This window comes from Dactylococcopsis salina PCC 8305 (assembly GCF_000317615.1).
Taxonomy (GTDB): domain Bacteria; phylum Cyanobacteriota; class Cyanobacteriia; order Cyanobacteriales; family Rubidibacteraceae; genus Halothece; species Halothece salina.
This window is the reverse complement of the sequence record NC_019780.1, coordinates 1,805,436-1,828,555: the sequence shown is the minus strand read 5'-3', so window position 1 is coordinate 1,828,555 and position 23,120 is coordinate 1,805,436. Positions and strand designations below refer to the sequence as shown.

The 23,120-nt window shown below is 39.5% G+C and carries 25 protein-coding genes and 1 tRNA gene; 10 read left to right on the top strand and 16 right to left on the bottom strand.

The window, feature by feature from the left end:
* Positions 1-5 precede the first annotated feature (5 nt).
* A complete protein-coding gene (gene rimP / locus DACSA_RS09015) occupies positions 6-470 on the bottom strand; it encodes a ribosome maturation factor RimP (RefSeq protein WP_015229454.1) in 465 nt (154 codons plus the stop codon).
* A 150-nt stretch (positions 471-620) separates the two neighbouring features.
* On the opposite strand from rimP, the gene DACSA_RS09010 reads away from it, so the two are divergent.
* On the top strand, positions 621-878 hold the full coding sequence (locus DACSA_RS09010) for a glutaredoxin family protein (RefSeq protein WP_015229453.1): 258 nt from the start codon (positions 621-623) through the stop codon (positions 876-878).
* 175 nt (positions 879-1,053) lie between these two features.
* On the opposite strand, the gene DACSA_RS09005 is transcribed toward DACSA_RS09010, so the two are convergent.
* Genes DACSA_RS09005 through DACSA_RS08985 form a run of 5 tightly spaced genes read right to left on the bottom strand, consistent with a single transcriptional unit; the run spans position 1,054 to position 3,411 of the window.
* A complete protein-coding gene (locus tag DACSA_RS09005) occupies positions 1,054-1,263 on the bottom strand; it encodes a type II toxin-antitoxin system HicB family antitoxin (RefSeq protein WP_015229452.1) in 210 nt (69 codons plus the stop codon).
* 9 nt (positions 1,264-1,272) lie between these two features.
* Positions 1,273-2,238: a CAF17-like 4Fe-4S cluster assembly/insertion protein YgfZ gene (gene ygfZ, locus DACSA_RS09000; protein WP_015229451.1), complete on the bottom strand. Its 966-nt coding sequence runs from the start codon at positions 2,236-2,238 to the stop codon at positions 1,273-1,275.
* 11 nt (positions 2,239-2,249) lie between these two features.
* Positions 2,250-2,633, bottom strand: coding sequence for a hypothetical protein (locus tag DACSA_RS08995; protein ID WP_015229450.1), 384 nt, complete (start codon positions 2,631-2,633; stop codon positions 2,250-2,252).
* Entirely contained in the window at positions 2,623-3,018 is a 396-nt protein-coding gene (locus DACSA_RS08990) for a DUF309 domain-containing protein (RefSeq protein WP_015229449.1), read from the bottom strand. Before DACSA_RS08990 ends, DACSA_RS08995 begins: the two co-directional genes overlap by 11 nt.
* 6 nt (positions 3,019-3,024) lie before the next feature.
* The gene (locus tag DACSA_RS08985; RefSeq protein ID WP_015229448.1) at positions 3,025-3,411 is read right to left on the bottom strand and encodes a ferredoxin-thioredoxin reductase catalytic domain-containing protein; all 387 of its coding nucleotides are present in this window, start codon (positions 3,409-3,411) and stop codon (positions 3,025-3,027) included.
* 138 nt (positions 3,412-3,549) lie between these two features.
* Between DACSA_RS08985 and DACSA_RS08980 the strand changes: the two genes are divergently transcribed.
* From DACSA_RS08980 to DACSA_RS18270, 5 genes are all read left to right on the top strand, one after another.
* Positions 3,550-3,768, top strand: a complete 219-nt coding sequence (locus DACSA_RS08980) for a hypothetical protein (protein ID WP_015229447.1) — start codon at positions 3,550-3,552, stop codon at positions 3,766-3,768.
* Positions 3,769-3,962: 194 nt separating this feature from the next.
* Complete coding sequence (locus DACSA_RS08975) at positions 3,963-4,211, top strand: hypothetical protein (RefSeq protein ID WP_015229446.1); 249 nt, start codon at positions 3,963-3,965, stop codon at positions 4,209-4,211.
* A gap of 295 nt (positions 4,212-4,506) precedes the next feature.
* On the top strand, positions 4,507-4,725 hold the full coding sequence (locus tag DACSA_RS08970) for a hypothetical protein (RefSeq protein WP_015229445.1): 219 nt from the start codon (positions 4,507-4,509) through the stop codon (positions 4,723-4,725).
* Between the two features lie 235 nt (positions 4,726-4,960).
* Entirely contained in the window at positions 4,961-5,179 is a 219-nt protein-coding gene (locus DACSA_RS08965; RefSeq protein WP_015229444.1) for a hypothetical protein, read from the top strand.
* Between the two features lie 439 nt (positions 5,180-5,618).
* Complete coding sequence (locus DACSA_RS18270; RefSeq protein WP_015229443.1) at positions 5,619-8,081, top strand: S8 family peptidase; 2,463 nt, start codon at positions 5,619-5,621, stop codon at positions 8,079-8,081.
* On the opposite strand, the gene DACSA_RS08955 is transcribed toward DACSA_RS18270, so the two are convergent.
* From DACSA_RS08955 to DACSA_RS08945, 3 genes are all read right to left on the bottom strand, one after another.
* On the bottom strand, positions 8,076-8,849 hold the full coding sequence (locus tag DACSA_RS08955) for a TrmH family RNA methyltransferase (RefSeq protein WP_015229442.1): 774 nt from the start codon (positions 8,847-8,849) through the stop codon (positions 8,076-8,078). The two genes, DACSA_RS18270 and DACSA_RS08955, sit on opposite strands and share 6 nt — an antisense overlap.
* 2 nt (positions 8,850-8,851) lie before the next feature.
* On the bottom strand, positions 8,852-10,411 hold the full coding sequence (lysS, locus tag DACSA_RS08950; RefSeq protein WP_015229441.1) for a lysine--tRNA ligase: 1,560 nt from the start codon (positions 10,409-10,411) through the stop codon (positions 8,852-8,854).
* Positions 10,412-10,511: 100 nt separating this feature from the next.
* Positions 10,512-11,216 carry a biotin--[acetyl-CoA-carboxylase] ligase gene (locus DACSA_RS08945; RefSeq protein ID WP_198007667.1) on the bottom strand — a complete coding sequence of 235 codons (705 nt, stop codon included), beginning with the start codon at positions 11,214-11,216 and terminating at the stop codon, positions 10,512-10,514.
* Positions 11,217-11,261: 45 nt separating this feature from the next.
* Here DACSA_RS08945 and DACSA_RS08940 point away from each other — a divergent pair.
* Positions 11,262-11,332 (top strand) — tRNA-Gly (locus DACSA_RS08940).
* 2 nt (positions 11,333-11,334) lie between these two features.
* Here DACSA_RS08940 and DACSA_RS08935 read toward each other — a convergent pair.
* On the bottom strand, positions 11,335-13,329 hold the full coding sequence (locus tag DACSA_RS08935; protein ID WP_015229439.1) for a DUF3769 domain-containing protein: 1,995 nt from the start codon (positions 13,327-13,329) through the stop codon (positions 11,335-11,337).
* A 141-nt stretch (positions 13,330-13,470) separates the two neighbouring features.
* Between DACSA_RS08935 and DACSA_RS08930 the strand changes: the two genes are divergently transcribed.
* A complete protein-coding gene (locus tag DACSA_RS08930; protein WP_015229438.1) occupies positions 13,471-14,418 on the top strand; it encodes an ABC transporter ATP-binding protein in 948 nt (315 codons plus the stop codon).
* Positions 14,419-14,534: 116 nt separating this feature from the next.
* On the opposite strand, the gene DACSA_RS20530 is transcribed toward DACSA_RS08930, so the two are convergent.
* Entirely contained in the window at positions 14,535-14,696 is a 162-nt protein-coding gene (locus DACSA_RS20530) for a hypothetical protein (protein WP_198007666.1), read from the bottom strand.
* 131 nt (positions 14,697-14,827) lie between these two features.
* Positions 14,828-15,421, bottom strand: a complete 594-nt coding sequence (locus DACSA_RS08925; protein ID WP_015229437.1) for a Uma2 family endonuclease — start codon at positions 15,419-15,421, stop codon at positions 14,828-14,830.
* Between the two features lie 94 nt (positions 15,422-15,515).
* Here DACSA_RS08925 and DACSA_RS08920 point away from each other — a divergent pair, with 94 nt between their 5' ends.
* A complete protein-coding gene (locus DACSA_RS08920; RefSeq protein ID WP_015229436.1) occupies positions 15,516-17,174 on the top strand; it encodes a hypothetical protein in 1,659 nt (552 codons plus the stop codon).
* A 92-nt stretch (positions 17,175-17,266) separates the two neighbouring features.
* Here the strand turns inward: DACSA_RS08920 and DACSA_RS08915 are convergent, their stop codons facing one another.
* The 4 genes from DACSA_RS08915 to DACSA_RS08900 form a co-directional block, all read right to left on the bottom strand.
* Positions 17,267-17,755: a ribonuclease toxin HepT-like protein gene (locus DACSA_RS08915; RefSeq protein WP_015229435.1), complete on the bottom strand. Its 489-nt coding sequence runs from the start codon at positions 17,753-17,755 to the stop codon at positions 17,267-17,269.
* Positions 17,737-18,087, bottom strand: coding sequence for a nucleotidyltransferase family protein (locus DACSA_RS08910; RefSeq protein WP_015229434.1), 351 nt, complete (start codon positions 18,085-18,087; stop codon positions 17,737-17,739). Before DACSA_RS08910 ends, DACSA_RS08915 begins: the two co-directional genes overlap by 19 nt.
* A 449-nt stretch (positions 18,088-18,536) precedes the next feature.
* On the bottom strand, positions 18,537-19,610 hold the full coding sequence (locus DACSA_RS08905) for a glycosyltransferase family 4 protein (RefSeq protein ID WP_015229433.1): 1,074 nt from the start codon (positions 19,608-19,610) through the stop codon (positions 18,537-18,539).
* On the bottom strand, positions 19,588-20,463 hold the full coding sequence (locus tag DACSA_RS08900; protein ID WP_015229432.1) for a glycosyltransferase: 876 nt from the start codon (positions 20,461-20,463) through the stop codon (positions 19,588-19,590). The genes DACSA_RS08905 and DACSA_RS08900 overlap by 23 nt, the downstream gene beginning before the upstream one ends.
* A 152-nt stretch (positions 20,464-20,615) precedes the next feature.
* Here DACSA_RS08900 and DACSA_RS18265 point away from each other — a divergent pair, with 152 nt between their 5' ends.
* Entirely contained in the window at positions 20,616-22,940 is a 2,325-nt protein-coding gene (locus tag DACSA_RS18265) for a glycosyltransferase (protein WP_051017296.1), read from the top strand.
* The last annotated feature ends 180 nt before the right edge of the window (positions 22,941-23,120 follow it).

Here is a 23,120-nt window from a genome sequence, read left to right as displayed (position 1 = left end):
GGGATTTAGTTATCTGTTGAGTCGAGTTTGACGCTTTGAATCACGTCGCGGGGAATTTTAATTAAGCGTCCTTTTTGATTAATGTAAACGGTGGTTTCGTCTCGACGGTTGAGTGTCCCTCGCCATTGTTCTTTTCCTTTGTGGGGAGGATTAGTCATCACTAACACGGGAAAGCCTTTAAAGCTGATGTATTCTCGATCGCGTGTCAGTTCTTCGGATATCCCTGGACTGGAGACTTCTAAAACATAAGCATCTGGAATTACTGCGGTAAGGTCAAGTTGTTCTTCTAGAGTGCGACTCATTTGTTCGCAATCATGCAAACTGGTGTCATCTTCGGGGTTACGAACTTCTACCCGTAAGATGGGGGGATTTTCGTTGGTTAAAAACGCGATCTCCACCAATTCTAAGCCGAGGTGATCCGCGATCGGGGTAGCAATTGCCTCAATTTTGGCAGTCAAGGGATGTGTCATGATCCTACTAACGAACAATAAAAAAAGCGGGTGCAACCCACTTGTTAGAATGACGGTGCTATCAATGTTAGAACTCTAGTCTTTACCGAGTTATGGGGACTAGATTTCTGGCTCTTGTATAGTTTAACACTAATCTTGGGGGGTCATGCGATGCAGTTGATTTTATATTCAAAACCCGATTGTCATCTTTGTGAAGGGTTACAGGAAAAGTTAGAACAAGTGACTGGGGTTGCTTTTAGTTTAGAAGTCCGCGACATCACCACTCGTGAGGATTGGTTTCAAGCGTATCAGTATTCGATTCCAGTTTTATGTCGTCAGTTGGACAGTGGGGAGGAAGTGTTACCTCGTTTGTCTCCTCGTGCGTCTGTAGATCAGGTAACTCGATTGTTACAGAAATATGCCTCTTAAGCAGTAAAAGTAGGTTGGGTGGAGGTAACGAAACCCAACATCAATTAGTCATTAGTCATTGGTCATTAGTCATTGGTCATTAGTCATTGGAAAACAAAGAACAAAGGACGAAGGACGAAAGACAAAGGACAAAAACGTAGGTTGGGTGTAGGTAACGAAACCCAACATCAATCAGTTACCCGTAAAAGGTAGGTTGAGGAAGTGATTTTTCTTCCTGTTTATAAACCTCCTCTAAAAGTTCAAGAACATCTTGGGCATTCTCTAGCGCTTCTTGGTAAGATTCTCCATGAGTACAGGGTTGCATAACCTCAATATCTGGCAGACTGACCACAAACGCATTATCTTCTTGTGACCATTCAATTATAATTTTATATTTACCTTTCATTTTTCATAGCTAATGGGTGAGGAAGGGGAGTGCAAAAACTTCTCCTGTGGCTTCTCCTACTTGTACGGTTAATCCTTCTCCTCCTGCTTTAGTACGAATATAAGCTAATCCTTTGATTCCCTCATCGGTTTCGAGGAGACGAGTCAGTTTTCCCACTTTTTTTCCTTCTAGCGTGATCGGCGTTTCCAAGTCAACGGGTTGAGAGAGTTTGATTCCCCACAGCCGTTGTTTCACTCCTTGATAGGTATTCAGTCGCGCGATCGTTTCTTGACCAATATAACAGCCTTTATCAAAAGAAATTGCGTTCCAGAGTCCCGCTTCTAAGGGATTATGATCTTCGGTAAGTTCGGAGTCGGGTAAAGGTCTTCCTTGTTCTAAGGTCAGTTCTTCCCATGCTGATTGCTCGATCGAAGCCGCTCCCAAATTTGTTAAAATTTGTTTCAGGTGTTCACTGTGTTCTGAAGACACCAGCAGAGTATAACCTGGCAGGGCGATCTCTGTTCCCACAGCGATGCGGACGGAAACCGCATCGATCGTAATTTTCTCATGGGTCGCAAATGGTTGTTCCCAATTAATCGTTATTCCTAACTGTTTTCCCATTGCTTCGCTTTTTTCCCCAGCGATCGTAAAAACGGTATAATCCTCAGAAACATTCTTTAGCGTCACTCGATCCATCGGAAATAAATATCGATCGAGCCACGACATTAAAAACTCAGTCCGTTGGGGAGAAACTAATAATAAAACCTTTTCTTCCGTCACATAAACCGTAGCGAGATCGAGAGTGCGACCAGTAGAATTAACAAAAACCGTATGGCATCCCTGTTGCGGTTTCAGACTTTTAACTTCATTTGTGGTTTGATTATGGAGAAACTGTAAGCAGTCTTCTCCCGTCAATTGAATCACACCATAATCAGGATACTGATAAAGCGCGACCTCTTTTTTAGCAACTTGTTTCTGTTCAGAATAACGACTCATTTTCCTCTACTTTAATTTAAATTTTCCAATAATTGTTCGACTTTTCCCATTGCTTTTTCGTCTAACCTTTCCCAATTAACTTCCCCCGTATCTTCCGTTAACAAAGACGTATCCACGTCAACAGTTAACTCCGCATCTAAGGGAACACTTCCTTGTTGATAATCTTGAAAACATACCTCAAAACAAAGTTCCCACAAATTAATTTTAATCTCTTTTTCCTCAGAACTTAAAGAGAGTTCGTAACCTGGCAGTGGCGTTTGTACCTCTTGATAACTTTCCCGCCAAGACGAGTCCTCAATTGCTTTCCGTAGATTATCTACTACCCGAATATAAGCAGGTTGCATCAACTTTTGAGTTTGTTCCCAAGCCAAAGCATTCTTAATTTTAGGAATCATTGTTTTCCTCTTTCACGGTAACAATTTTAGGAAGAGAAGTCGCTTGGAAATGTTCCACCCAATTTATAATTTCCTCCTCTCCAATTTCTTTTAACTGGTCAAGTAACTGATTACTTTCATCCAGTAATTGACTCACATTAACTTGATAGTAAAACGGTTCATACTTTTCCAGTCGTCCCATCCCCTCCCCTAATAAAATGACTGCCCCTCGCCAGTTAGAATTACTGAGATGGTAGCAGCCAACAGCTATTTGCAACAGTCCTTGATAGAAAGCACGATCATAAATCGGTGCTTCCATCCACAACTCCTCAAAGGTATCGTGACAGTCATAGAACTGTTGTTGATTAAATTGTGTAACGCCTTGCCAAAAGGAAGATGATGGCATCAGTCTTTATCCCATCGTTTCTCGAACTTCCTTAATATAATCTAAATCGATATCTTGTTCCTCTCCAGCGAAGTCATGATCCTCCGTTAAAAATAGCATACAGTGGCATTCCTTCCGTTCTCGCATGGGAACACAAGGACAGTTCCAATATCCTTGTTTAACTTCTGCTTCTTTATCTTCATAGTGGCGACAAGGACACAAAGGCGCACCAAGTTCTTCCTTATGCTTGGCTAATCCCTCAATGACAACAGAGGTGACAGACAAGTCAGCACAGAAATATGTTCCTGTTTGCTTGGCGTATTTTTGAGAGAAATTCCGCATCAATTTTAGTGCTGAATCTCCACTTAGATTCGGGTTTTGGTTTTCCGTTTGGTTTTCGGTGTTAGCGGTCATAGAAGGATTTTCCTTATTCTAATACTTCTCAATTTTTGATTTATTATTTTCTATCTTGCCTTAGTAATGCCATGAAGATCAATCTATAGTTAGGTTGGGTGAAGTGAAACCCCACAGATGTAGGTTGGGTGGAAGGAAATGAAACCCGACACACAATTTGGCATTAGTTTTACTGAAGAGAAACGAAACTCTTATCATTGTTTCTTATCTCGATGTCTCTTCATGTTTTTTAATATCTTACGGAAAAATGGGAATTTTAGCGCGATCGCTCTTGACTTTTGGGTCGCGAGTTTTTACAGTGTTGCTGTATGGGTGCTAATTGTGTCTAATTTTTGGAAATCGCCCACTCAAAGCTAGAGAAAACGTTGGTTATGGTTTCTCATTCCTCTTTTTCTTACCCCAGAGATGAAACGAATTTTGAGAGAGGGATTTAAACGAATTGTAAATTGGGGTTGACTTTTGACCAAATCTGTAAAACGAACTTCAAGAACGTAGGTTGGGTGGAAGGAAATGAAACCCAACACACAAGAACGTAGGTTGGGTGAAATGAAATGAAACCCAACACACAAGAACGTAGGTTGGGTAGTGGGTTACGGTGTCTCTTCACCCAACCTACAACTGTGATGTTGGGTTACGATGTCCCTTCACCCAACCTACAATTTAGTATTAGTTTTACTGAAGAGAAACGAAACTCTCATCATTTTTTCTTATCTCGATGTCTCTTCATGTTTTTTAATATCTTACGGAAAAATGGGAATTTTAGCGCGATCGCTCTTGACTTTTGGGTCGCGAGTTTTTAAAGTGTTGCTGTATGGGTGCTAATTGTGTCTAATTTTTGGAAATCGCCCACTCAAAGCTAGAGAAAACGTTGGTTATGGTTTCTCATTCGTCTCTCCCTTACCTCAGAGATGAAACGAATTTTGAGAGAGGGATTTAAACGAATTGTAAATTAGGGTTGACTTTTGACCAAATCTGTAAAACGAACTTCAAGAACGTAGGTTGGGTGAAAGGAAGTGAAACCCAACACACAAGAACGTAGGTTGGGTGGAAGGAAATGAAACCCAACACACAAGAACGTAGGTTGGGTGGAAGGAAATGAAACCCAACACACAATTTGGCATTAGTTTTACTGAAGAGAAACGAAACTCTTATCATTGTTTCTTATCTCGATGTCTCTTCATGTTTTTTAATATCTTACGGAAAAATGGGAATTTCAGCGCGATCGCTCTTGACTTTTGGGTCGCGAGTTTTTACAGTGTTGCTGTATGGGTGCTAATTGTGTCTAATTTTTGGAAATCGCCCACTCAAAGCTAGAGAAAACGTTGGTTATGGTTTCTCATTCGTCTCTCCCTTACCTCAGAGATGAAACGAATTTTGAGAGAGGGATTTAAACGAATTGTAAATTAGGGTTGACTTTTGACCAAATCTGTAAAACGAACTTCAAGAACGTAGGTTGGGTGAAAGGAAGTGAAACCCAACACACAAGAACGTAGGTTGGGTGGAAGGAAATGAAACCCAACACACAAGAACGTAGGTTGGGTGGAAGGAAATGAAACCCAACACACAATTTGGCATTAGTTTTACTGAAGAGAAACGAAACTCTTATCATTGTTTCTTATCTCGATGTCTCTTCATGTTTTTTAATATCTTACGGAAAAATGGGAATTTCAGCGCGATCGCTCTTGACTTTTGGGTCGCAAGTTTTTACAGTGTTGCTGTATGGGTGCGAATTGTTTCTAATTTTTGGAAATCGCCCACTCAAAGCTAGAGAAAGCGTTGGTTATGGTTTCTCATTCCTCTTTTTCTTATCCCAGAGATGAAACGAATTTTGAGAGAGGGATTTAAACGAATTGTAAATTGGGGTTGACTTTTGACCAAATCTGTAAAACGAACTTCAAGAACGTAGGTTGGGTGAAAGGAAATGAAACCCAACACACAAGAACGTAGGTTGGGTGAAATGAAGTGAAACCCAACACACAAGAACGTAGGTTGGGTGGAAGGAAATGAAACCCAACACACAAGAACGTAGGTTGGGTGAAAGGAAATGAAACCCAACACACAAGAACGTAGGTTGGGTGAAATGAAGTGAAACCCAACACACTGTGATGTTGGGTTACGGTGTCCCTTCACCCAACCTACAACTGGTGGGTTTTTGAAAAATTAGTAAACTAGAAAGTGTGTTTAAAAAGTAAAGCCAACCTCGACTCATGTCTGCCAATTTTAGCCCCTTTTCTATCTCTAATCCCTTGCTTGAGACTCTTAATTTTACCTTGTTTAAGGTTTATGAAAGTTATCAAACCTATCTCGAAAGCGACAATCCAGCAGGGGAATTTAATCCCAACCTTCCTTTATTAAATATGGAGGGGAATCGCATTGAAATCGAACTCATTCCCAAGTGGACGATCGAGCAATTAGTGAGAGATTTATCCAACTATGACTTTACTCTAGAAAGTAGCAACGATCGAGCAGTTATCGGGGAAATTTCTATTTTAGAACTGCCAGAAATTGCCCAACTAGAAACGTTAACTTTGGTTCGCCCTCATTACAATCCCATCAATAATGAAATCGGAGTAAACGATAAAGCAACCACTTATTTAGAGAATCCTTTTGTCACTAATACAGAGATGGACAAATTGGGATTTCATCTCACGAATCTTTACCATCGAGGATTAGAAAACCCGAATCATATTGATGAGATGTTTCCTTATCTTGATCTCCAAGAAGGACAAGTCACGATAGAATTATTTGCGACAGAAAATCCCAGTGAATTACTCGCAGATTTAAATCAATTTGACTTTTCTCTCAATAGTTCTTTCGGACAAATTATTACGGGTGACATCTCGGTTTCTGAGTTAAATCGTCTCGCTGCATTGGACAGCTTACATTTTGCTCGTCCAGTATATCAACCCCTTGCTGATGTCGGTAGTACCACTTCCCAAGCGGATGTTTCTACTAATTCTGATGTAGCCAGAGAAGTCTTTGGGGTGACTGGAGAAGGAGTCACTATTGGGGTTTTATCTGATAGTTACAACAACCTCGGTGGCGCAGCGAATGATATGGCGACGGGAGATTTACCGAATGAAATTGATGTTTTAGCAGACTTAAGTCGAGGGGGAAGTGATGAAGGACGAGCTATGCTACAGTTAGTCCATGATATTGCTCCAGATGCTGACTTATCTTTTCGCACTGCTTTCGGAGGAAAAACTGATTTTGCTCAAGGGATTTTAGACTTAGCAGAGGCAGGAGCAGATATCATTGTTGATGATGTGATTTATTTGAATGAACCTTTTTTTCAAGACGGAATTATTGCTCAAGCGGTTGATGAAGTTGTGGCGCAAGGAGTGAGTTATTTTTCCTCAGCAGGAAACAGTGGTCGTAAAAGTTATGAAAGCGAGTTTCGTAACAGTGGCGAAGTTTTTGATCTTGGTCGTTTTCAGTTAGACGCACATGATTTTGATCCTGGAGAGGGAGTTGATTTATTTCAAGAAATTACAATTCCGACGGGTGGACAAGTCAGTTTTTCTTTTCAGTGGGATGAGCCGTTTTTCTCGGTGAGTGGTGGCAATGGGGCGAGAAATGATATTGATATTTTTCTGTTAGATGAAGATAAAACAAATATTCTTGCTGGCAGTTTAGATGCTAATATTGGCAATGATCCGATCGAGATTTTTAGTTTTACTAACGATGGTTCATTTGACAGTAATCAGTTTCATATTGCTATTGGCAAAACTTTAAATAGTGATGCACCAGATTTAATGAAATATGTGGGGTTTGGTAATTTTTCGGTGCAAGAATTTGACACTGAAAGTAGTACCTTGTTCGGTCATGCCAATGCCACAAGTGCCGAAGCAGTGGGGGCGGCTTTCTTTGGTGATACACCTGCCTTTGGCACGAATCCGCCAGAAATTGAATCTTTTTCGGCGGCAGCTGGAACACCGATTTTGTTCGATACGGAAGGAAACCGTTTACCAGAGGCGGAAATCCGACAAAAACCCGAAATTGTCGCCCCTGATGGCACAAATACGACGTTTTTCGGCAATGATATTGCTGCGGATGCAGATTCTGATCCCAATTTCTTTGGCACGTCTGCGGCTGCCCCTCATGCGGCGGCGGTGGCAGGATTACTCAAGGAGGCTGATCCCAGTTTAAACCCGACAGAAGTCTCTAATCTCCTGAAAAGTACGGCTATAGATATGGATGATCCAGCGACACCAGAGTTTGATACGGGGTTTGATTCCAGAACGGGATATGGTCTCATTCAGGCGGATGAGGCGTTGGGTGCGTTGGAGAATGATCAGCAAGTGTTAGCGGCGGCGGAAAGTTTGACGTTGGATGTGGATGGCAATGGCGATGCCGATGCGTTGACGGATGGGTTATTAATTGTTCGCTATTTGTTCGATTTTAGAGGCAATGAGTTGATTGATGAGGTGGTTGCGTCTGATGCTACTCGCAACAGCGCGGAAGCCATTGAGGGCTATTTAGCGAGGGCTGAGTCGTCTTTTTTAGATGCGGATGGTAATGGCGAGGCAAATGCCCTTACTGATGGCATCATTAACCTACGATTTTTGTTTGGGGTGCAAGGGGAAGAGTTGGTGGATGGGGTTTTGGGAGAAGGGGCGACTCGCACTAGCGGTGAGGAAGTTGGAGAGTATTTAGAAGGGTTTTTATAGGCTTTCCTGTCTCTTTCTTTCGTATAAGAGAAGAGATGCAGCGATCGAAGCGTTTAAGGATTCTATTCCAGCGGCGACTGGAATTTGGATTTGTTCTTGTGCTAAATCAGCGAGAGTCGGTGATAAACCAGCGCCTTCGTTTCCCAGTAAAATAAGCGTTGGCTGGAGAAAATCTACCTCCCAGTAGGTTTTGGCTGCGGTGGGAAGGGTGGCAATAACTTGTCCTGGAAAGTCTTGGATGATGGCAGCTAAGTCGGTTTCGACTCGCATCCCGACGCGAAAACAAGCCCCTACAGACGATCGCAAAACTTTCGGATGATCAAATTCGACACTGTTTTCACTCGCCCAAATTTGATCCACACCAGTAGCGGCGGCGGTGCGAAGGATGGTTCCCATGTTACCAGGGTCTTGGAGTTGTTCGAGAATTAATCCCAGTTTCACCTCTGAGAGGTTAATGGGGGGGAAGGAAAAACGCGGCGCGATCGCACTCACACCATCGGGGGTTTTTGTCAGAGCGATCGCATCGAAGACATAGGGAGAAACCAGTTCCGTTCGTTCGGCAAACTGTTCAATTTGCGAAAACAATACAGAATGCTTTTCCCGCCAAGATTCAGTGTAGCAAACCACTTCTAGGGGATAACCCACCTCATAAGCGGCGCTAACTAAATTTGTGCCTTCCAAAAGCTGGAGATTTTGCGCTTTGCGGTGTTTACCTGTATGAAGTTTTCGGATGGTTTTGATCAGGGGATTTTTGATACTGGTAAGCAAAATTATTCTTCGGCTTCTGGTTTGGTTTGACGACTACTTCTGAGGAGGGGAAACGCGATCACATCTCGGATACTGGGGGAATCTGTTAATAACATGATCACGCGATCGATGCCAATTCCTAAGCCACCAGTGGGAGGCATTCCATACTCTAAAGCCATCAAAAAATCTTCATCGACATTGTGCGCTTCTAAATCACCAGCGGCTTTTTTGGCGGCTTGTAATTCTAAACGTTCTCTTTGATCAATGGGATCAGTTAACTCCGAAAAACTGTTGGCAATTTCTCGTCCCGAAATATACAATTCAAATCTTTCTACTAATCCTGGTTTCGATCGATGCGGCTTGGCTAAGGGAGAAATTTCTTTGGGAAAATCGAGAACAAATGTCGGTTGAATCAATGTATCTTCGACGGTTTGTTCAAACGCCTCATTGAGGAGTTTACCAACAGACTCACAATCATCGGGAACATTAATTCCAGCATTTTCTGCTGCAGCTTTTGCTTCTGCAAACTTACTAAACTGAGTGAAATCAACCCCTGTTTTTTCCTCAACTAATTCGTGCATTGTTGCACGTTTCCAAGGCGAATTTAAGTCGATCGTTTCCCCTTGATAGTAGAGAATTAAAGACCCTAAAACTTCATTCGCCGCACAAGTAATAATTTCCTCCGTTAGATTCATCATATCATAATAATCCGCATAGGCTTGATACAACTCGATCGAAGTAAACTCAGGATTATGACGAGTAGAAACCCCTTCATTGCGGAAGATTCTTCCTAACTCAAAAACTCTGTCAAACCCACCGACAATCAAGCGTTTGAGATGAAGTTCCGTTGCAATTCTCAAATACAAATCCATCTCTAAGGTATTATGATAAGTCACAAACGGACGAGCATCAGCGCCTCCTGCTTCTCCTTGTAAAACAGGGGTTTCAATTTCTAAGAAACCAGCACTTTCTAGATAGCGTCGCATTGCAGAAATAATTTTTGCTCGTTTGCGAAAAGTTTCGCGGACATTGGGATTAACAATTAAATCCACATAACGCTGACGATAACGCTTTTCTGTATCCGTCAAACCATGCCATTTATCAGGAAGGGGAAGCAGAGATTTTGTCAAAATTTCATATTGATTGACTTTGACGGAAAGTTCTCCTTTTTCCGTGCGTTTAATTGTTCCTTTTACCCCTAAAATGTCTCCCGTATCGGTTTGTTTTTTAAGGAGATTAAACGCATTATCGAGGTGATCCATTTCTGCGGTGATCTGCTTTTTATCTAAATACAGTTGAATCGTTCCCGTTTCATCTTGTAACGTAAAGAAAGCCAGTTTGCCAAAGACACGACGGGCAATAATTCGTCCCGCGATCGAAACTTCTGTGTCAATTTCTTCGCCGTTTTCTAAGTTAACATATTGCTGTTGTAACGCTTCTGCATAAGCAGTAATTTCCCATTTATAGGCAAACGGATTTAACCCTTCTTGCTTTAAAGTTTCTACTTTTTGGATACGAGTGGCGCGAATTTCTGACAAACTAGACGCACTTTGTTGAGGATTTTTTTCGGGAGAAGCAGACATAATTAAAATAATATTCAACCAATAATTAAGCTCGATTAGTTACCCTTTCTGTTGATCGCAGAAGGTAGCTAACGGCAAAGCCTATTATAATCCATTAAAGTTAGTTCGTGGGTGATGACTGGATTAAGCGAGCTTCGTATTGAGGTAAGATATGGGTTAAACCTTCTTGAGAGTAACGTTGATATCCCCAAAGTAATCCTGTAATCACAATGTATTTTAAGTGATGGAAATTGATTAGTTTCGGGGGAAAGTAAAATTGATGCGATCCTAATTTCAATGCTGGAGAAGGATGGAAGTAAGTCTCGATTTGACTGGCTTCTAAGTAATCTTTCAAGGCGATTCCCATCTCAGGAACAACATTACTCCAGTTAACTCCAATCCCAATCACTACTGCTTTTAAATCTCGATTTTTGACGCGAGTTTCTGTTAGGATTCCTCCCAATTTCTTGCGCTGTAAAAAGAGATCGTTTAACCATTTAATCTCGATCGGAATTTGATAGGATGCTAATATTTCAGTGACACCAAACACACTACTAATGGTCAAATGGGAAGGTTGCTCGATCGCCCAGTGGGGAGTGAGTAACAGAGACAAATATAGCCCTCCCCGACTGGAAACCCATTGTCGTCCCCATTGTCCTTTTCCCGCAGTTTGTTCGGCTGCGGTGACGAGGAAAGGCGGCGTTTTCCCCTGTTGAAATAATTCCCAAGCGGTTTCATTGGTGGAGGCTAACTGTTCAAAGTGGTAAATGGGTAAAACCTGCTGTTGCCAAGTGTAATCATTCATTTTTAAAAAAGTTCTTGCCATGCTCGATCGTTTATGTTACTCTAGGTAGAGTCAATGAGGAAAGACGCGGGCGTAGTTTAGTGGTAAAACCTCAGCCTTCCAAGCTGATGATGCGGGTTCGATTCCCGCCGCCCGCTTTTTACTGTATGACCCCATCTTCTACGGATTGAAAGTCATCAAAGGCATTGGGAGACCCTTTCCAGTTGAAACCATTAATTTGGATGGATACTGATCCAATTTCTTGGGTGGGATTGAAACGGAGACGCAGGTTATAAGTGCGGCGAGAGTATTCTAAGATAATGTTGCTACTGATGACTTCGCCATCATCAAGGTTGAGAGAAGTTTGGACACCAGCGAGAAAAGGACCATAAACTTGTTGCATTACTCCTAACGATAACCGTTTTCGATCGGCGATGCGATCGAATTCAAAGGGAGATTCCCCTTCCCCGATGACTTGTGTATAACTTGCATTGAAGCTAGTATAATCAAAGGTCTTCTCAGAGAAATTCCCCAGTTGTCCGCTTAACCCGACAGTTAGACTGATCGAGTTTTGATCATCACCGCTACTGTAAAGGGTGGTTACGCCTCTCACTCTCGTGGTTAATCGTAAGTTCGGACGCACTGGGGAGGGAGTATAACGTAATCCTTCTTCTTTCGTCGCGGGTAAAGTGTCTCCAGTCCAAAGGGATGTTCCCCAATTAAAATCCGTTGCGACTTGATAACGAGTAAGATTAATCCGATCATTTTCTCGATTTGGTTCTAATAAAGCGGCGACATCGGTTTCCGCGTTGATGCGTTGGATTCCTCCCTGATAACTAAAATTAATCCCTGTGTCACCGAGAGGGAAAGTGGGAGACGTAATCACAGCGCCAACGCTACTTTGTACGGTTTGAAACCCTAAAGAACCATTAAACAATCGATCGCGGAAACTCGCTTCTAAATTAAGATTATGTTCAGCTTTTCCTCGTCCGATCGCTTGCTGTAAACGAATGCTTCCCCGTAAATTATCTTCCAAGACATCTTGTTCAAACCCTGTAATTTCTAAATTAGTGCTTAAATTAGTGCGAGGAGTCAAGTTTCCAGTGAGACGGGTTTCGAGTCCAAAAACGGCGCTATCTGCGAGAGAATCGTCCAATAAAGCCTGTTGAACAAAATACTGGGGGGTAACAGACAAATTCCATTGCGGTTGGTCAAGGAGGGTAAATCCTCTCTCTAGATATAACCCGCCGCGATCGTCCGAGTCAAATCCAAAATCTACTAATCTAGGAGAACGTTCCCGTCGATCAAGTACAATCCGATTACGAGGAATGGGAACACTAAACCCATCATCAAAGACTAAACGTTGTTGAGAGGTGACGATTTCATCGACTAACGGGGAAACTTGACGAAATTTAGCGGTATCAGCGCGAATTTCTAATTCAGGAGAAGAAAAGGGATCATTAGTGATGCGAACATTCCTTGCGATCCAATTTCTCCCATCAAACTGAATCTCTTCTGCTGAAAATCGTAAGCGATTCAATTCGCCACCCGTTTCGGGAAAGGAAAAGTTCTCGATATCCCGTCCACCACCCACAGAAAACTGATATTGTGATTCTTGGGAGACATCTTCGATCGATTCCGATGGTAAAGGGGTTGGCGGTAAATTCTGGTTTAAAGACGTATCCCGTTGTAACGTCGGCTGATAAACTTCTCCAAACCCATTACTAATTAACCCTTCATCTTGAAGAAAATTATACTCAAATCGATCGCCTTTTAAAACTTGTTCCCCGCGTTGAAACGTAACATTTCCAGTTCCCACCGCCATCCGAGTTTCTACATTAATTTTTAGTTCATCTGCGACTAATATTCCTTGAGAAAAACGGGCGTTCACATTTCCAGATGCGGTGATAATTTGAGTTTCTGGATCATAGGTTTGACGATTCGCCGTAATTTCTAAAATCCCTGGCGCGGTTTCCGTTTCTCTCTGTACAATTGTCCAAGTTTTAGTTTTTCCTCCTCTAACTTTTAAGCGAACTTGATTGATTTTTTGTCCAGCATTCATCGTGTTTAGCGGTTGGATGAAAGCAATTTGAGATACATTGGAATCAGGAATAAATTGGGAACTTGGCGGTGGGGGAATGTCAGCAAATAGCATGGATTTTTTTTATAATCCCCCCTCACCCCCCTTTGAAAGAGGGGAAAAGAAGGGGGTGGTGTGTAGCACCAATTGTTCAAAATTGTATAACAATAGCATCTCTTAATTATTCAGGATTCACTTTTAATTGTCAATTCGTAAATGAAACATTTAGCCATTGAAACCAAAGGATTAACTAAACAATACGATCGATCCGTTGCGGTTTGCGAGGTGGATTTACAAATAGAAACAGGAGAAGTTTATGGGTTAATTGGTCCCAACGGCGCGGGAAAAACTACTTTGATTCAGATGTTAGCTGGAATTGAAGAACCAACCGTCGGAGAGATTTATTGGTTTGAAGAGAAAATGAGTTTCAATCAATCTCGTTCACCTCTTAAACGTCGTTTAGGATATCTTCCCGATGATTTTCCTCTATATGATGGTCTCACAGTTTGGGATTATTTGGAATATTTTGCTCGTCTGTACTATCTGCGTCCTCCCCAACTGCGTCGTCGTCTGGAAGAAGTGTTAGAGTTAGTTCAACTAACCTCGAAACGAAATAGTTTAATTGCAACTTTATCACGGGGAATGCGTCAAAGATTAAGTTTAGCGCGAACCATTATCCATGAACCGATTTTATTACTTTTAGATGAACCCGTTTCTGGTCTTGATCCAATTTCTCGTCAACAGTTTCGAGAGATTATTAAAGTCTTACAAGAAGCGGGAATGACCATTTTAATCTCGTCTCATGTGTTAAGTGATTTAGCCGAACTTTGCACCTCAATTGGCATTATGGAGTTAGGTTATTTAGTGGAAAGTGCTTCCTTAGATGAACTTTATCGCCGTTATTCTCAACAGGAATTGTTGATTTCTGCATTAGATAATCTAGAGGGGTTAGGGGAACAATTACTGGGTTTTACGGGTGTGGAAACTTATCAAATTTTAGCGTCAGAGAAACAGATCAAAGTTCAATTTCAAGGAAGTGATGATGATAAATATAAGATGCTTCGATCGTTGCTTAATTCGGGTTTCAAAATTACCGAATTTCATAGTCAAAAACAAGATTTAGAAAAGCTATTCCTACAACTGGATCATAAACAAGTCTCTTAATAAAAACGTAGGGTGGGCATTGCCCACCTCTTAATAAAAACGTAAGGTGGGCATTGCCCACCCTACAAGTAAGAAGTAGGTTGGGTGAAGTGAAAGCGTAACCCAACATTTATGAATCATCCGACTGAATTTAAACTGAAATCAACCTCATCATATAAATCAGAAAGAGAAATTTCAAACTCAAAACTATTAAAATGAATCACTGCTTCTTCTCTATCATATTCTGTGAGTAACCATTGCTGATCATTTTGTTTGCTGTATGTCATTAACTGGATCATAAACAAGTCTCTTAATAAAAACGTAGGGTGGGCATTGCCCACCTCTTAATAAAAACGTAAGGTGGGCATTGCCCACCCTACAAGTAAGAAGTAGGTTGGGTGAAGTGAAAGCGTAACCCAACATTTATAAATCATCCGATTGAACTTAAACTAAAATCAACCCCATCATATAAATCAGAAAGAGAAATTTCAAACTCAAAACTATTAAAATGAATCACTGCTTCTTCTCTATCATATTCTGTGAGTAACCATTGCTGATCATTTTGTTTGCTGTATGTCATTACGTGATAGCAAGTTTGGTCAATTAAGATATATTCTTGTAATTCAGGAATTGAACGATAAGCTAAAAACTTATCCCCCTGATCATAATTTTGAGTTGATTTTGATAAAACTTCAGTAATTAAAATTGGATTCATCACTGTGGTTGTTCCTTGATCCGCATACACTGGTTTTCCTGAGATTACCATCACATCAGGGTAAGTGTATTGACGGTAACGAGGAATCCATAGTTTGACATCACCAATGTAAACTCGATAATTTCGTTTTTTTAAACTAAATTTAAGATTTGCATATAAATTACCAGCAATCTCATTATGATTGGTTGTTCCCCCAGTCATGGGAATAATCTCTCCATCGCGATATTCATGTCTCGCTTCCGTGTTTTCTTCTAACTCTAAGTAGGCTTCAGGAGTGTAAAATTGAGGTTTAAAGTCTGTTATCACCATGGGGCTTAGTTTTGATATCGTGATTGTTTGATCCTCATCGGCTATACTAGAGCCAATCTTAGGGAAATTTCAACGGAGAAGGAGTTATTCTAAAATGTTACAAGCGGCGCGATCGAGCATTAGTAATTGGAATCCGCAATTGGTCAGGGAATTAAAAGGACGTTGGAAAAATCGTAACATTTCTCTTGCGATTCTCGCCTCTTTTTTTACTCAATTTTTCATCTATCTAAATTTTCAAAATAAGATTCCCAATGAATACCATAGAACCAGTCGTTATTGTATTGGGAATCCGCCAACTGAGGAATTAAGTGTGAGTCAAATGTACAATCCTCCGAACAATTATTGTTTGGAAGATTTAGTCATTAATTGGCAATTATGGTGGCTAGACTTATTTACTTGGTTAAGTGTTTTCGGCATAATTATTTTATTAGTTGCTGGCACTTATATTTTAATCTCTGATCTCGCCAAAGAGGAACAAACAGGAACATTAAGTTTTGTTCGTCTCAGTCCTCGATCGGTGAGTAATCTGTTAATTGGTAAAATATTAGGCGCACCTCTGATTATTTATGGCGTAATTTTACTCGGATTACCGCTTCATTTATTATCAGGAATTAAAGCAGAAATTCCAGTCAGTTTAATTCTGGGATTCTATTTAGTAGTAATGGCGAGTTGTGCTTTCTTCTTCAGTGCCGCCCTTTTATATGGTTTAGTGACAACAGGATTAGGAACGTTTCAAAGCTGGTTAGGAACAGGAATTGTTTTGTTTTTCCTATTTGCAATGAGTCAAGGCGGTTATAATAATTTCTGGATTAATCACAACCCTTCGGATTGGGTAACGCTGTTTTATCCTGGGAAAATTCTTCCTTATTTAATCGGAGAAACGCCTCATTCTTTAGATACAATTGGCTATTTTAATCTCAAAGAGGCACAATCTTTAACCTGGTATGGTTTCCCCGTTTGGAATAATGCTTATGGCACGATCGCGCTGTTAGTGATTAACTATTCTTGGTGGACTTACTGGGTATGGCAAGGTTTAAAGCGACGGTTTCACAACGCCCAAAATAGCCTTTTAAGCAAGGAAAAAAGCTATTGGTTTACGGGTAGCCTCACCGTGTCTTTAATCGGATTTATGGTCGCTTCTGATCAGAATTTAGCAATGAATTTTCGAGTTTTATTGACGATCGAGTTACTGGCTTTTTTGCTGCTCATTTTTGCCTTATCTCCCCATCGTCAAACCCTACAAGATTGGGCAAGATATCGCTATCAAAAGAATGAAAAAGTGACGCGGAATTTAATCACAGATTTGATGCGCGGGGAACAAAGTCCAGCAACGGCTGCCATTGCTTTGAACTTACTTTCTAACATTTTAATCATCACCCCAGCAATTATTTTCTTACCCCTTGGCAACGATCGCCTATCAGTTTTCGCAACAGTTTTACTCACCAGTAGTTCCTTTTTAATCTATGCTTGCATTACCCAACTTTTCCTCTTAATGAAAACACCGAAACGAGGAATTTTTGCCATCGTTGCGGTAGGTAGCGTGATGCTAATTCCTACTCTGATAGATACGATTTTGCCACTACCTGCGATAATTAGTTTAGCCTTTTTCCCGATCGCTGAATCACTGTTTTCTACTCCTGCTGTAATGTTTTTTAATCTTCTCGCCCAGTGGGTGGTGATTACTCTCTGTAGTTTCCAACTGACTCGTCAATTGAAACAGGCTGGACAATCAGAGACGAAATTACTGGCATAAGGTTCGCGTTTCCACGCCAAAAAACAAAGCCTTATCTCCTTCTTTAAAGCGGGGGTAGGGCTTTCTCTAGCAGTTTCGATCGCAAATAAGAATTAGTTGCAACAATCAGCATCAGGTGTTTCTAATTCAGATAAAAACCGATTTAAATCAGATTCAAGACATGGCACAATTTTTAACGCTTTATCAAGATTATGTTTAAGTTGTTCATATTCAATATTTGCCCCATAAGCATGGCGAAAAAAATGGCGAAACCCTTGTAAACTGTTTAATAATGAATAGGTTTCTGAATTGAGAACAGCGGGACGAATTTCAGGAATATTCATGGTCATATGCTGTAATAATAGACTATGCCACTGTCCAGAATTGCTGATATTATTTTCAAAATATTCTGCAATTACCTTTAATAAATCCTCTACCGCACCATAAAGATTATGAATTTGATAGGCAATACTTTCGAGGAGAATGACATCTTCACTGGGTAAATAAGCCGATCGTTCGTTCAAACGTTCATCAACTTTTTTGATTAAATTCAGTTGTGCTTGAACATCAACCTTAAAAATAACTAACTTTTCGGAGTCCATTGGATACCTCTCTCACGGATTCTGTTAGCAAAATGACACTGCTGTATCGGAATAATATCAACTTCTCTTCCCGTCACTTCAGAAAGCCAACCACTGAGAGAAAAAAAGTCTTCTGTGTTCGTCATCTCGACGGCGATATCAATATCCGATCGAGCGCTAAACCGATGCGATCGAGTGATTGATCCAAAAATATAGGCTTTTTTAATCCCATACTTTGAACCATATTGATCTAACCAATGAATGGTTTTTTTGAGTAAACTTTGACGTTCTTGTTCCAATTGGGAACGCTTTTTTTCTAGGATTTGATCTAAATAAGTCGTTTTGAAAGTCATTCGCCTAATGCTTTTTAAGCAACGGATTAGTTATACCATTTTGGAAAAGTCAAGTTACCTTAAAGCCCCCCAACCCCCCAAGTTTGGGGGGCTGTTTCATTCTCGGGGTTAAAATTGAAGGCGATCGCCTGAACCCCCTATGGTACGTTCGATCGAACGCTTTTTCTTACTTTTTGACTTATTCATAAGAAAAAAGAGTCCTCAAATCTCCCCCATCTCCCCCGACTCCCGACTCCCGACTCCCTACCTCCCTTGATTTCATTCATAATGAAACAGCCCTGCCAAGTTTGGGGGGCTTAAGTCGTCGATACTATAGCGCCAATTCTCCAAAATGGTATTACCTATATTTTACTATAGCAATCTGGTTCATTTGTGAGAAGCCGATTAACTAAGTTCCCCCAGAATTGGGGGTTAGGGGGCAAAATTTTCTCGTAACTCATCTAGGATTACTATAGAAACTGTTTAATTACATCTACCGTCGCTTGTCCAGTTTTCTCCCAACTAAATTGAGACGCGCGGTTTAATCCCTTTTCGATCAGACTCGATCGCAAATAAGAATTGGTTGCAATAGCAATCATACTGTCAGCAATTTGATCAACATTGGTGGGATCGACTAAAATCGCCGCGTCACCTGCGACTTCAGGAAGCGAGGAACAATTTGAGGTAATAACGGGTGTACCACAAGCCATGGCTTCTAAAACGGGTAAACCAAAGCCTTCCCAGAGGCTGGGAAACACCAAAGCTGTTGCGCCACGAATCAGATCAGGGAGTTGAAAATAAGGGAGATAGTTGAGAAAATGAACTCGATCAAGCAGTCCGAATTGTGTTACTAATTGTTGTAGTTTTGGGGTATAACGTTTGTCCACCGAACCAGCTAACCAAAGCTGATAATTAACATCAGGAAACTTAGCAAAGGCTTTAATCACTCTAGAGACATTTTTATGAGGATCATGTCTTCCTAAATAAAGGAAATAATTGTTTTTTTGCGGCGTGGGAGAAGGGAAAAAATGCTGTTGATTATACGCTAATAAAATCGGTGTAATTTTACTGGCTGGAATCTGCCAAAAGTTGATAATATCATCCGCAGTGGCTTGGGAGTTACAAATAATATGTTCGGCTTGTTTTAAAACTTGGGGAATATAGAAACGGAAGTAGGGAGTGAGAGGAGAAAAACGCTGAGGATAACGTAAAGGAATCAAATCATGAACCGTAACCACATAACGACAGGAAGAGTAGAGAGGGGCTTCTGGAATCGGAGAAAAGAGTAAATTAGCGTTAAGTTGATGGTAAATTTTAGGAAGTTTTTTTTGTGTCCAAACTAAGCGACGGAAATGCCCGATCGAGCCATGATCTGGACTCAATTTTTTAGGAATTTGATAACAATTAAAATCGTTAATTTCTTGCGAACTGAGAAGCGTTGGTTGTAACGGAGAAAAACTGGGGAGGAGGTTAGTAAGATAAGCAGAAATTCCTGTGGGATGGGAAATTAAAACTGAACAATTAATGAGTAAAGGGGAGAACACCAGAAATGCTTTTCCTAATATAATGCCATGCTCCTGTTATTTTACCAAGCGCGATCGCTGGTTTGACAGGAAGAAGGATAAAAGCGTAAATAATTAAGCGAAGGAAACGCAAGTAAAACACAGGTTTAGCTGTATATCTTTCCAAAGTGAAGAGATAACTATAGGTACTGTGGTAGAATTTGCTTCTAAGGTTACGGTTAGTGATCGCAGAAACTTCATGGATCACGCTAATGTGGTCGGTAACTGCAACTAAATGACCTTGACTTTGGTAACGTTGACAAAAATCAAAATCTTCATAATAAAGGAAATAATTTGGATCAAATTGAGGACATTTTTGGAAATGGTTAAAATTAATAATCATGCTACAACCACTCACCCAGTCACAAACGTAATAAGGTTTTGGAGAAGATAAAGTAAACAAGTTTTGAGCAAAAATTGCTCCTGTGTTGCGATTAAATTGTCCCCCTCCAAACCAAATTTTCTGATCTTTAGAATAAATAAGCGTTCCGAGAATAGAAATCTCAGGATATTGATTGAAAAAAGATGAGGCTTGATCAATGATAGAAGGAGATAAACAGGTATCAGGATTCAGCAACCAAACTAAGGCTTTAGTATCTTGACTGTAAATATATTTTAAGCCTAAATTACAAGCTCGACCAAAACCAATATTATGATCCGATTTTATGCGTTTTAATTTTAAGGATAGAAACCTAGAGAAAATTATATTGCTATCGCTATTAGAATTATCAATAATAATAACTTCTTTAGGAATTAATTTTATTTTTATTAACGACTTTAAAAGTTTAATAATCAACGGCTCAGAATAGTAATTAACAATTATAAAATAAAGCATATTTTAGGCAAAACCTCATTATCTAAATCATTGGTTTGGATATTTATTGATTTTAGTGAATCTTTTTCTGATATTCTTGTGATTATCATTCAAGTATGTTATAAATATCTGTAAGCTACTAAATGAATTGATAGAATTGGAGAAATTGAACCATGGATTTGTTTTGGGAACATATTATTGAACCAATGTTACAAAATTTACAACCACAATCAATTATTGAAATTGGAACTGATCAAGGAAAGTCAACGCAGAAACTAGCGGAATATTGTCAAAAATTTAACAAACAACTACATATTATTGATCCTAATCCTAAGTATAATCCTAAAGTTTGGAAAGATAAATATGGGGATGCGATCGAATTTCATATCGGTCTTAGTCTGAACATGATTCCTCTGATCAATGAATATGAATTAGTTTTAATTGATGGCGATCATAATTGGTACACAGTTTATAATGAACTCAACTTAATTGAAAAAAGAGCGATTGAACAACAGCGTCCTTTTCCCACAGTTATTTTACATGATATTGGCTGGCCCTATGGACGAAGAGATTTATATTATGACCCCAATAATATTCCTGATGCTTATCGACAACCTTATAAAAAGCAAGGAATAAACATTGACTTTCCCGAATTACAGGAAAATGGAGGTTTTAATGAACATCTCTACAATTCAATTTATGAAAATAACTTGCGTAATGGAGTTTTAACCGCGATCGAAGATTTTTTAACAGACACAAAACAAAGGCTTAACTTTTACAAAATTACAGGATTTCATGGCTTAGGAATTGTTGTTGATAAAAATATAATCAATAACTCTGAACCGCTAGAAAAATTTTTAGAAAGTTTAAACTACTCAGAAATCATACAGCAACATATTGAAAAAATTGAGAAAGAAAGAATTAAACTGAAATTGGAAAAACAAAATTACAAAATTCAATTAAAGATCAAAGAAAAATCACTAGAAAAAGAGCAACAAAAAAAAGAAACAGATAAGTCCAGATTAGAGAAAGCTCTAAAGGAGACTCAAAATAAATTGCAAGAATATAAAAAACAAGTCACTAATCAGGTTGAGCAAGAAGAATTATTGCAAAGCTATAAGATAGCACAAAGTAACATAGATAAACTCCTCACATGGATTGAGCAACTAGACGATTTAATTGAGGCAATGCTAAGTTCCAATCGATGGAAAATTGGTAATTTTTTATATGAAATTTATCGTAGAACTTTGAGAAAACCGCTTGATACTCCACCAGAACTCTTACATAACCAAATTAAGAAAAGTATCGAAAGTTGGCAACAAAGAAAAAGTAATTCTCGGTCATTTCAGCCATCTATTCCCTTAAAAATTAACCAGCAAAAATCTAGTGATAAACTACTGCGTTTAGATAAAGAATCTTTTAGCATAGATATTATTATCTGCGTTCATAATGCTTTATTTGAAGTTAAATCCTGCTTAGAATCTATTATTAAAACGACTCAAGAATGGAATTACACTTTATACATTGTCAATGATGGTTCTGAAGAAGAAACGTCAGACTACTTAAAAAAATGGCTTCTTGATAAACCGAATTGTAAACTCTTAGAAAATGAAACGGCTCAAGGATATACAAAAGCCGCAAATAAAGCTCTTAAAGAAACTACCTCAGACTATGTAGTTCTTCTAAATAGTGACACCATCGTTCCTAAAAAATGGCTAGAAACTCTCATTCAGTGTAGTGAAAGTGATTCTAAGATTGGCATTGTCTCTCCATTATCGAATGCAGCGAGTTGGCAATCTATACCTGAAATTACTCAAAATAATACTTGGGCAATTAACGACTTACCTAGCGGTTATACAGTGGATGACATGGCAGAGTTAGTAAGATTGGTATCTCAATATCAATTTCCACGAGTTCCCTTTTTGAATGGGTTTTGTCTCTGTATTAAACGAATCGTTATTGATCAAATTGGATATCTAGATGAGGAAGCATTTCCTCAAGGATATGGAGAAGAAAATGATTATTGTTTACGCGCTTTAAATGCTGGTTTTGAACTGGTAATTGCAGATAATGCTTATATTTATCATGCTAAATCAAAAAGTTATGGCAACGAAAGAAGATTGAAATTGGCTAAAGCAGGGTCTAAAGCCTTGGCGGAAAAACACGGTCAAGAAAAAATTGATCAATATCTAAAAAAAATGAAAGAGACAACTGCTCTAAAGGAAATTAGAGCAAGAGTCAAGGAAGGATTGGCTAATAATTTAGTTGCCAACTCGAAACTTAATAATCGTAAGCCTAGTATCCTATTTTTGCTTCCTGTTAAGGGAGGAGGTGGTGGCTGTCATTCTGTTGTTCAAGAAGCGCAAGGAATGAACAAATTAGGAATAAAAGTGCGAATTGCTATACCGAGCAAATATCGCTTCAATTATTTGGATAATTATCCTTTTATAGAAAAAAAGAAAATATATTTTATTTTTATGAAAATCAGGAAGCACTAATTCAGGAAAGCTTCAATTTTGAAATTATTATTGCCACTATATATACTTCAGTAAATATTCTCAAGGAAATAGTAGCTAAAAATTCTTCTGTATTACCTGCTTATTACATTCAAGATTATGAGCCTTGGTTTTGTGAACAAGGAACACCAAATTGGGAAATCGCCTATCAGTCTTATACAA

Excerpts from the sequence above, each read along its gene's own strand:
- DACSA_RS18270 (WP_015229443.1), top strand. The coding sequence starts at position 5,619 with ATGTCTGCCAATTTTAGCCCCTTTTCTATCTCTAATCCCTTGCTTGAG.
- DACSA_RS09005 (WP_015229452.1), bottom strand. The coding sequence starts at position 1,263 with ATGAAAGGTAAATATAAAATTATAATTGAATGGTCACAAGAAGATAAT.
- DACSA_RS08925 (WP_015229437.1), bottom strand. The coding sequence starts at position 15,421 with ATGGTGATAACAGACTTTAAACCTCAATTTTACACTCCTGAAGCCTAC.
- DACSA_RS08965 (WP_015229444.1), top strand. The coding sequence starts at position 4,961 with ATGAAACCCAACACACAATTTGGCATTAGTTTTACTGAAGAGAAACGA.
- DACSA_RS08980 (WP_015229447.1), top strand. The coding sequence starts at position 3,550 with ATGAAACCCGACACACAATTTGGCATTAGTTTTACTGAAGAGAAACGA.
- DACSA_RS08975 (WP_015229446.1), top strand. The coding sequence starts at position 3,963 with ATGAAACCCAACACACAAGAACGTAGGTTGGGTAGTGGGTTACGGTGT.
- DACSA_RS08920 (WP_015229436.1), top strand. The coding sequence starts at position 15,516 with ATGTTACAAGCGGCGCGATCGAGCATTAGTAATTGGAATCCGCAATTG.
- DACSA_RS18265 (WP_051017296.1), top strand. The coding sequence starts at position 20,616 with ATGGATTTGTTTTGGGAACATATTATTGAACCAATGTTACAAAATTTA.
- DACSA_RS08900 (WP_015229432.1), bottom strand. The coding sequence starts at position 20,463 with ATGCTTTATTTTATAATTGTTAATTACTATTCTGAGCCGTTGATTATT.
- DACSA_RS20530 (WP_198007666.1), bottom strand. The coding sequence starts at position 14,696 with ATGATCCAGTTAATGACATACAGCAAACAAAATGATCAGCAATGGTTA.
- DACSA_RS08910 (WP_015229434.1), bottom strand. The coding sequence starts at position 18,087 with ATGACTTTCAAAACGACTTATTTAGATCAAATCCTAGAAAAAAAGCGT.
- DACSA_RS08990 (WP_015229449.1), bottom strand. The coding sequence starts at position 3,018 with ATGCCATCATCTTCCTTTTGGCAAGGCGTTACACAATTTAATCAACAA.
- DACSA_RS08915 (WP_015229435.1), bottom strand. The coding sequence starts at position 17,755 with ATGGACTCCGAAAAGTTAGTTATTTTTAAGGTTGATGTTCAAGCACAA.
- rimP (WP_015229454.1), bottom strand. The coding sequence starts at position 470 with ATGACACATCCCTTGACTGCCAAAATTGAGGCAATTGCTACCCCGATC.
- DACSA_RS08985 (WP_015229448.1), bottom strand. The coding sequence starts at position 3,411 with ATGACCGCTAACACCGAAAACCAAACGGAAAACCAAAACCCGAATCTA.
- DACSA_RS08970 (WP_015229445.1), top strand. The coding sequence starts at position 4,507 with ATGAAACCCAACACACAATTTGGCATTAGTTTTACTGAAGAGAAACGA.
- DACSA_RS08935 (WP_015229439.1), bottom strand. The coding sequence starts at position 13,329 with ATGCTATTTGCTGACATTCCCCCACCGCCAAGTTCCCAATTTATTCCT.
- DACSA_RS09010 (WP_015229453.1), top strand. The coding sequence starts at position 621 with ATGCAGTTGATTTTATATTCAAAACCCGATTGTCATCTTTGTGAAGGG.
- DACSA_RS08995 (WP_015229450.1), bottom strand. The coding sequence starts at position 2,633 with ATGATTCCTAAAATTAAGAATGCTTTGGCTTGGGAACAAACTCAAAAG.
- DACSA_RS08945 (WP_198007667.1), bottom strand. The coding sequence starts at position 11,216 with ATGGCAAGAACTTTTTTAAAAATGAATGATTACACTTGGCAACAGCAG.
- lysS (WP_015229441.1), bottom strand. The coding sequence starts at position 10,411 with ATGTCTGCTTCTCCCGAAAAAAATCCTCAACAAAGTGCGTCTAGTTTG.
- DACSA_RS08930 (WP_015229438.1), top strand. The coding sequence starts at position 13,471 with ATGAAACATTTAGCCATTGAAACCAAAGGATTAACTAAACAATACGAT.
- ygfZ (WP_015229451.1), bottom strand. The coding sequence starts at position 2,238 with ATGAGTCGTTATTCTGAACAGAAACAAGTTGCTAAAAAAGAGGTCGCG.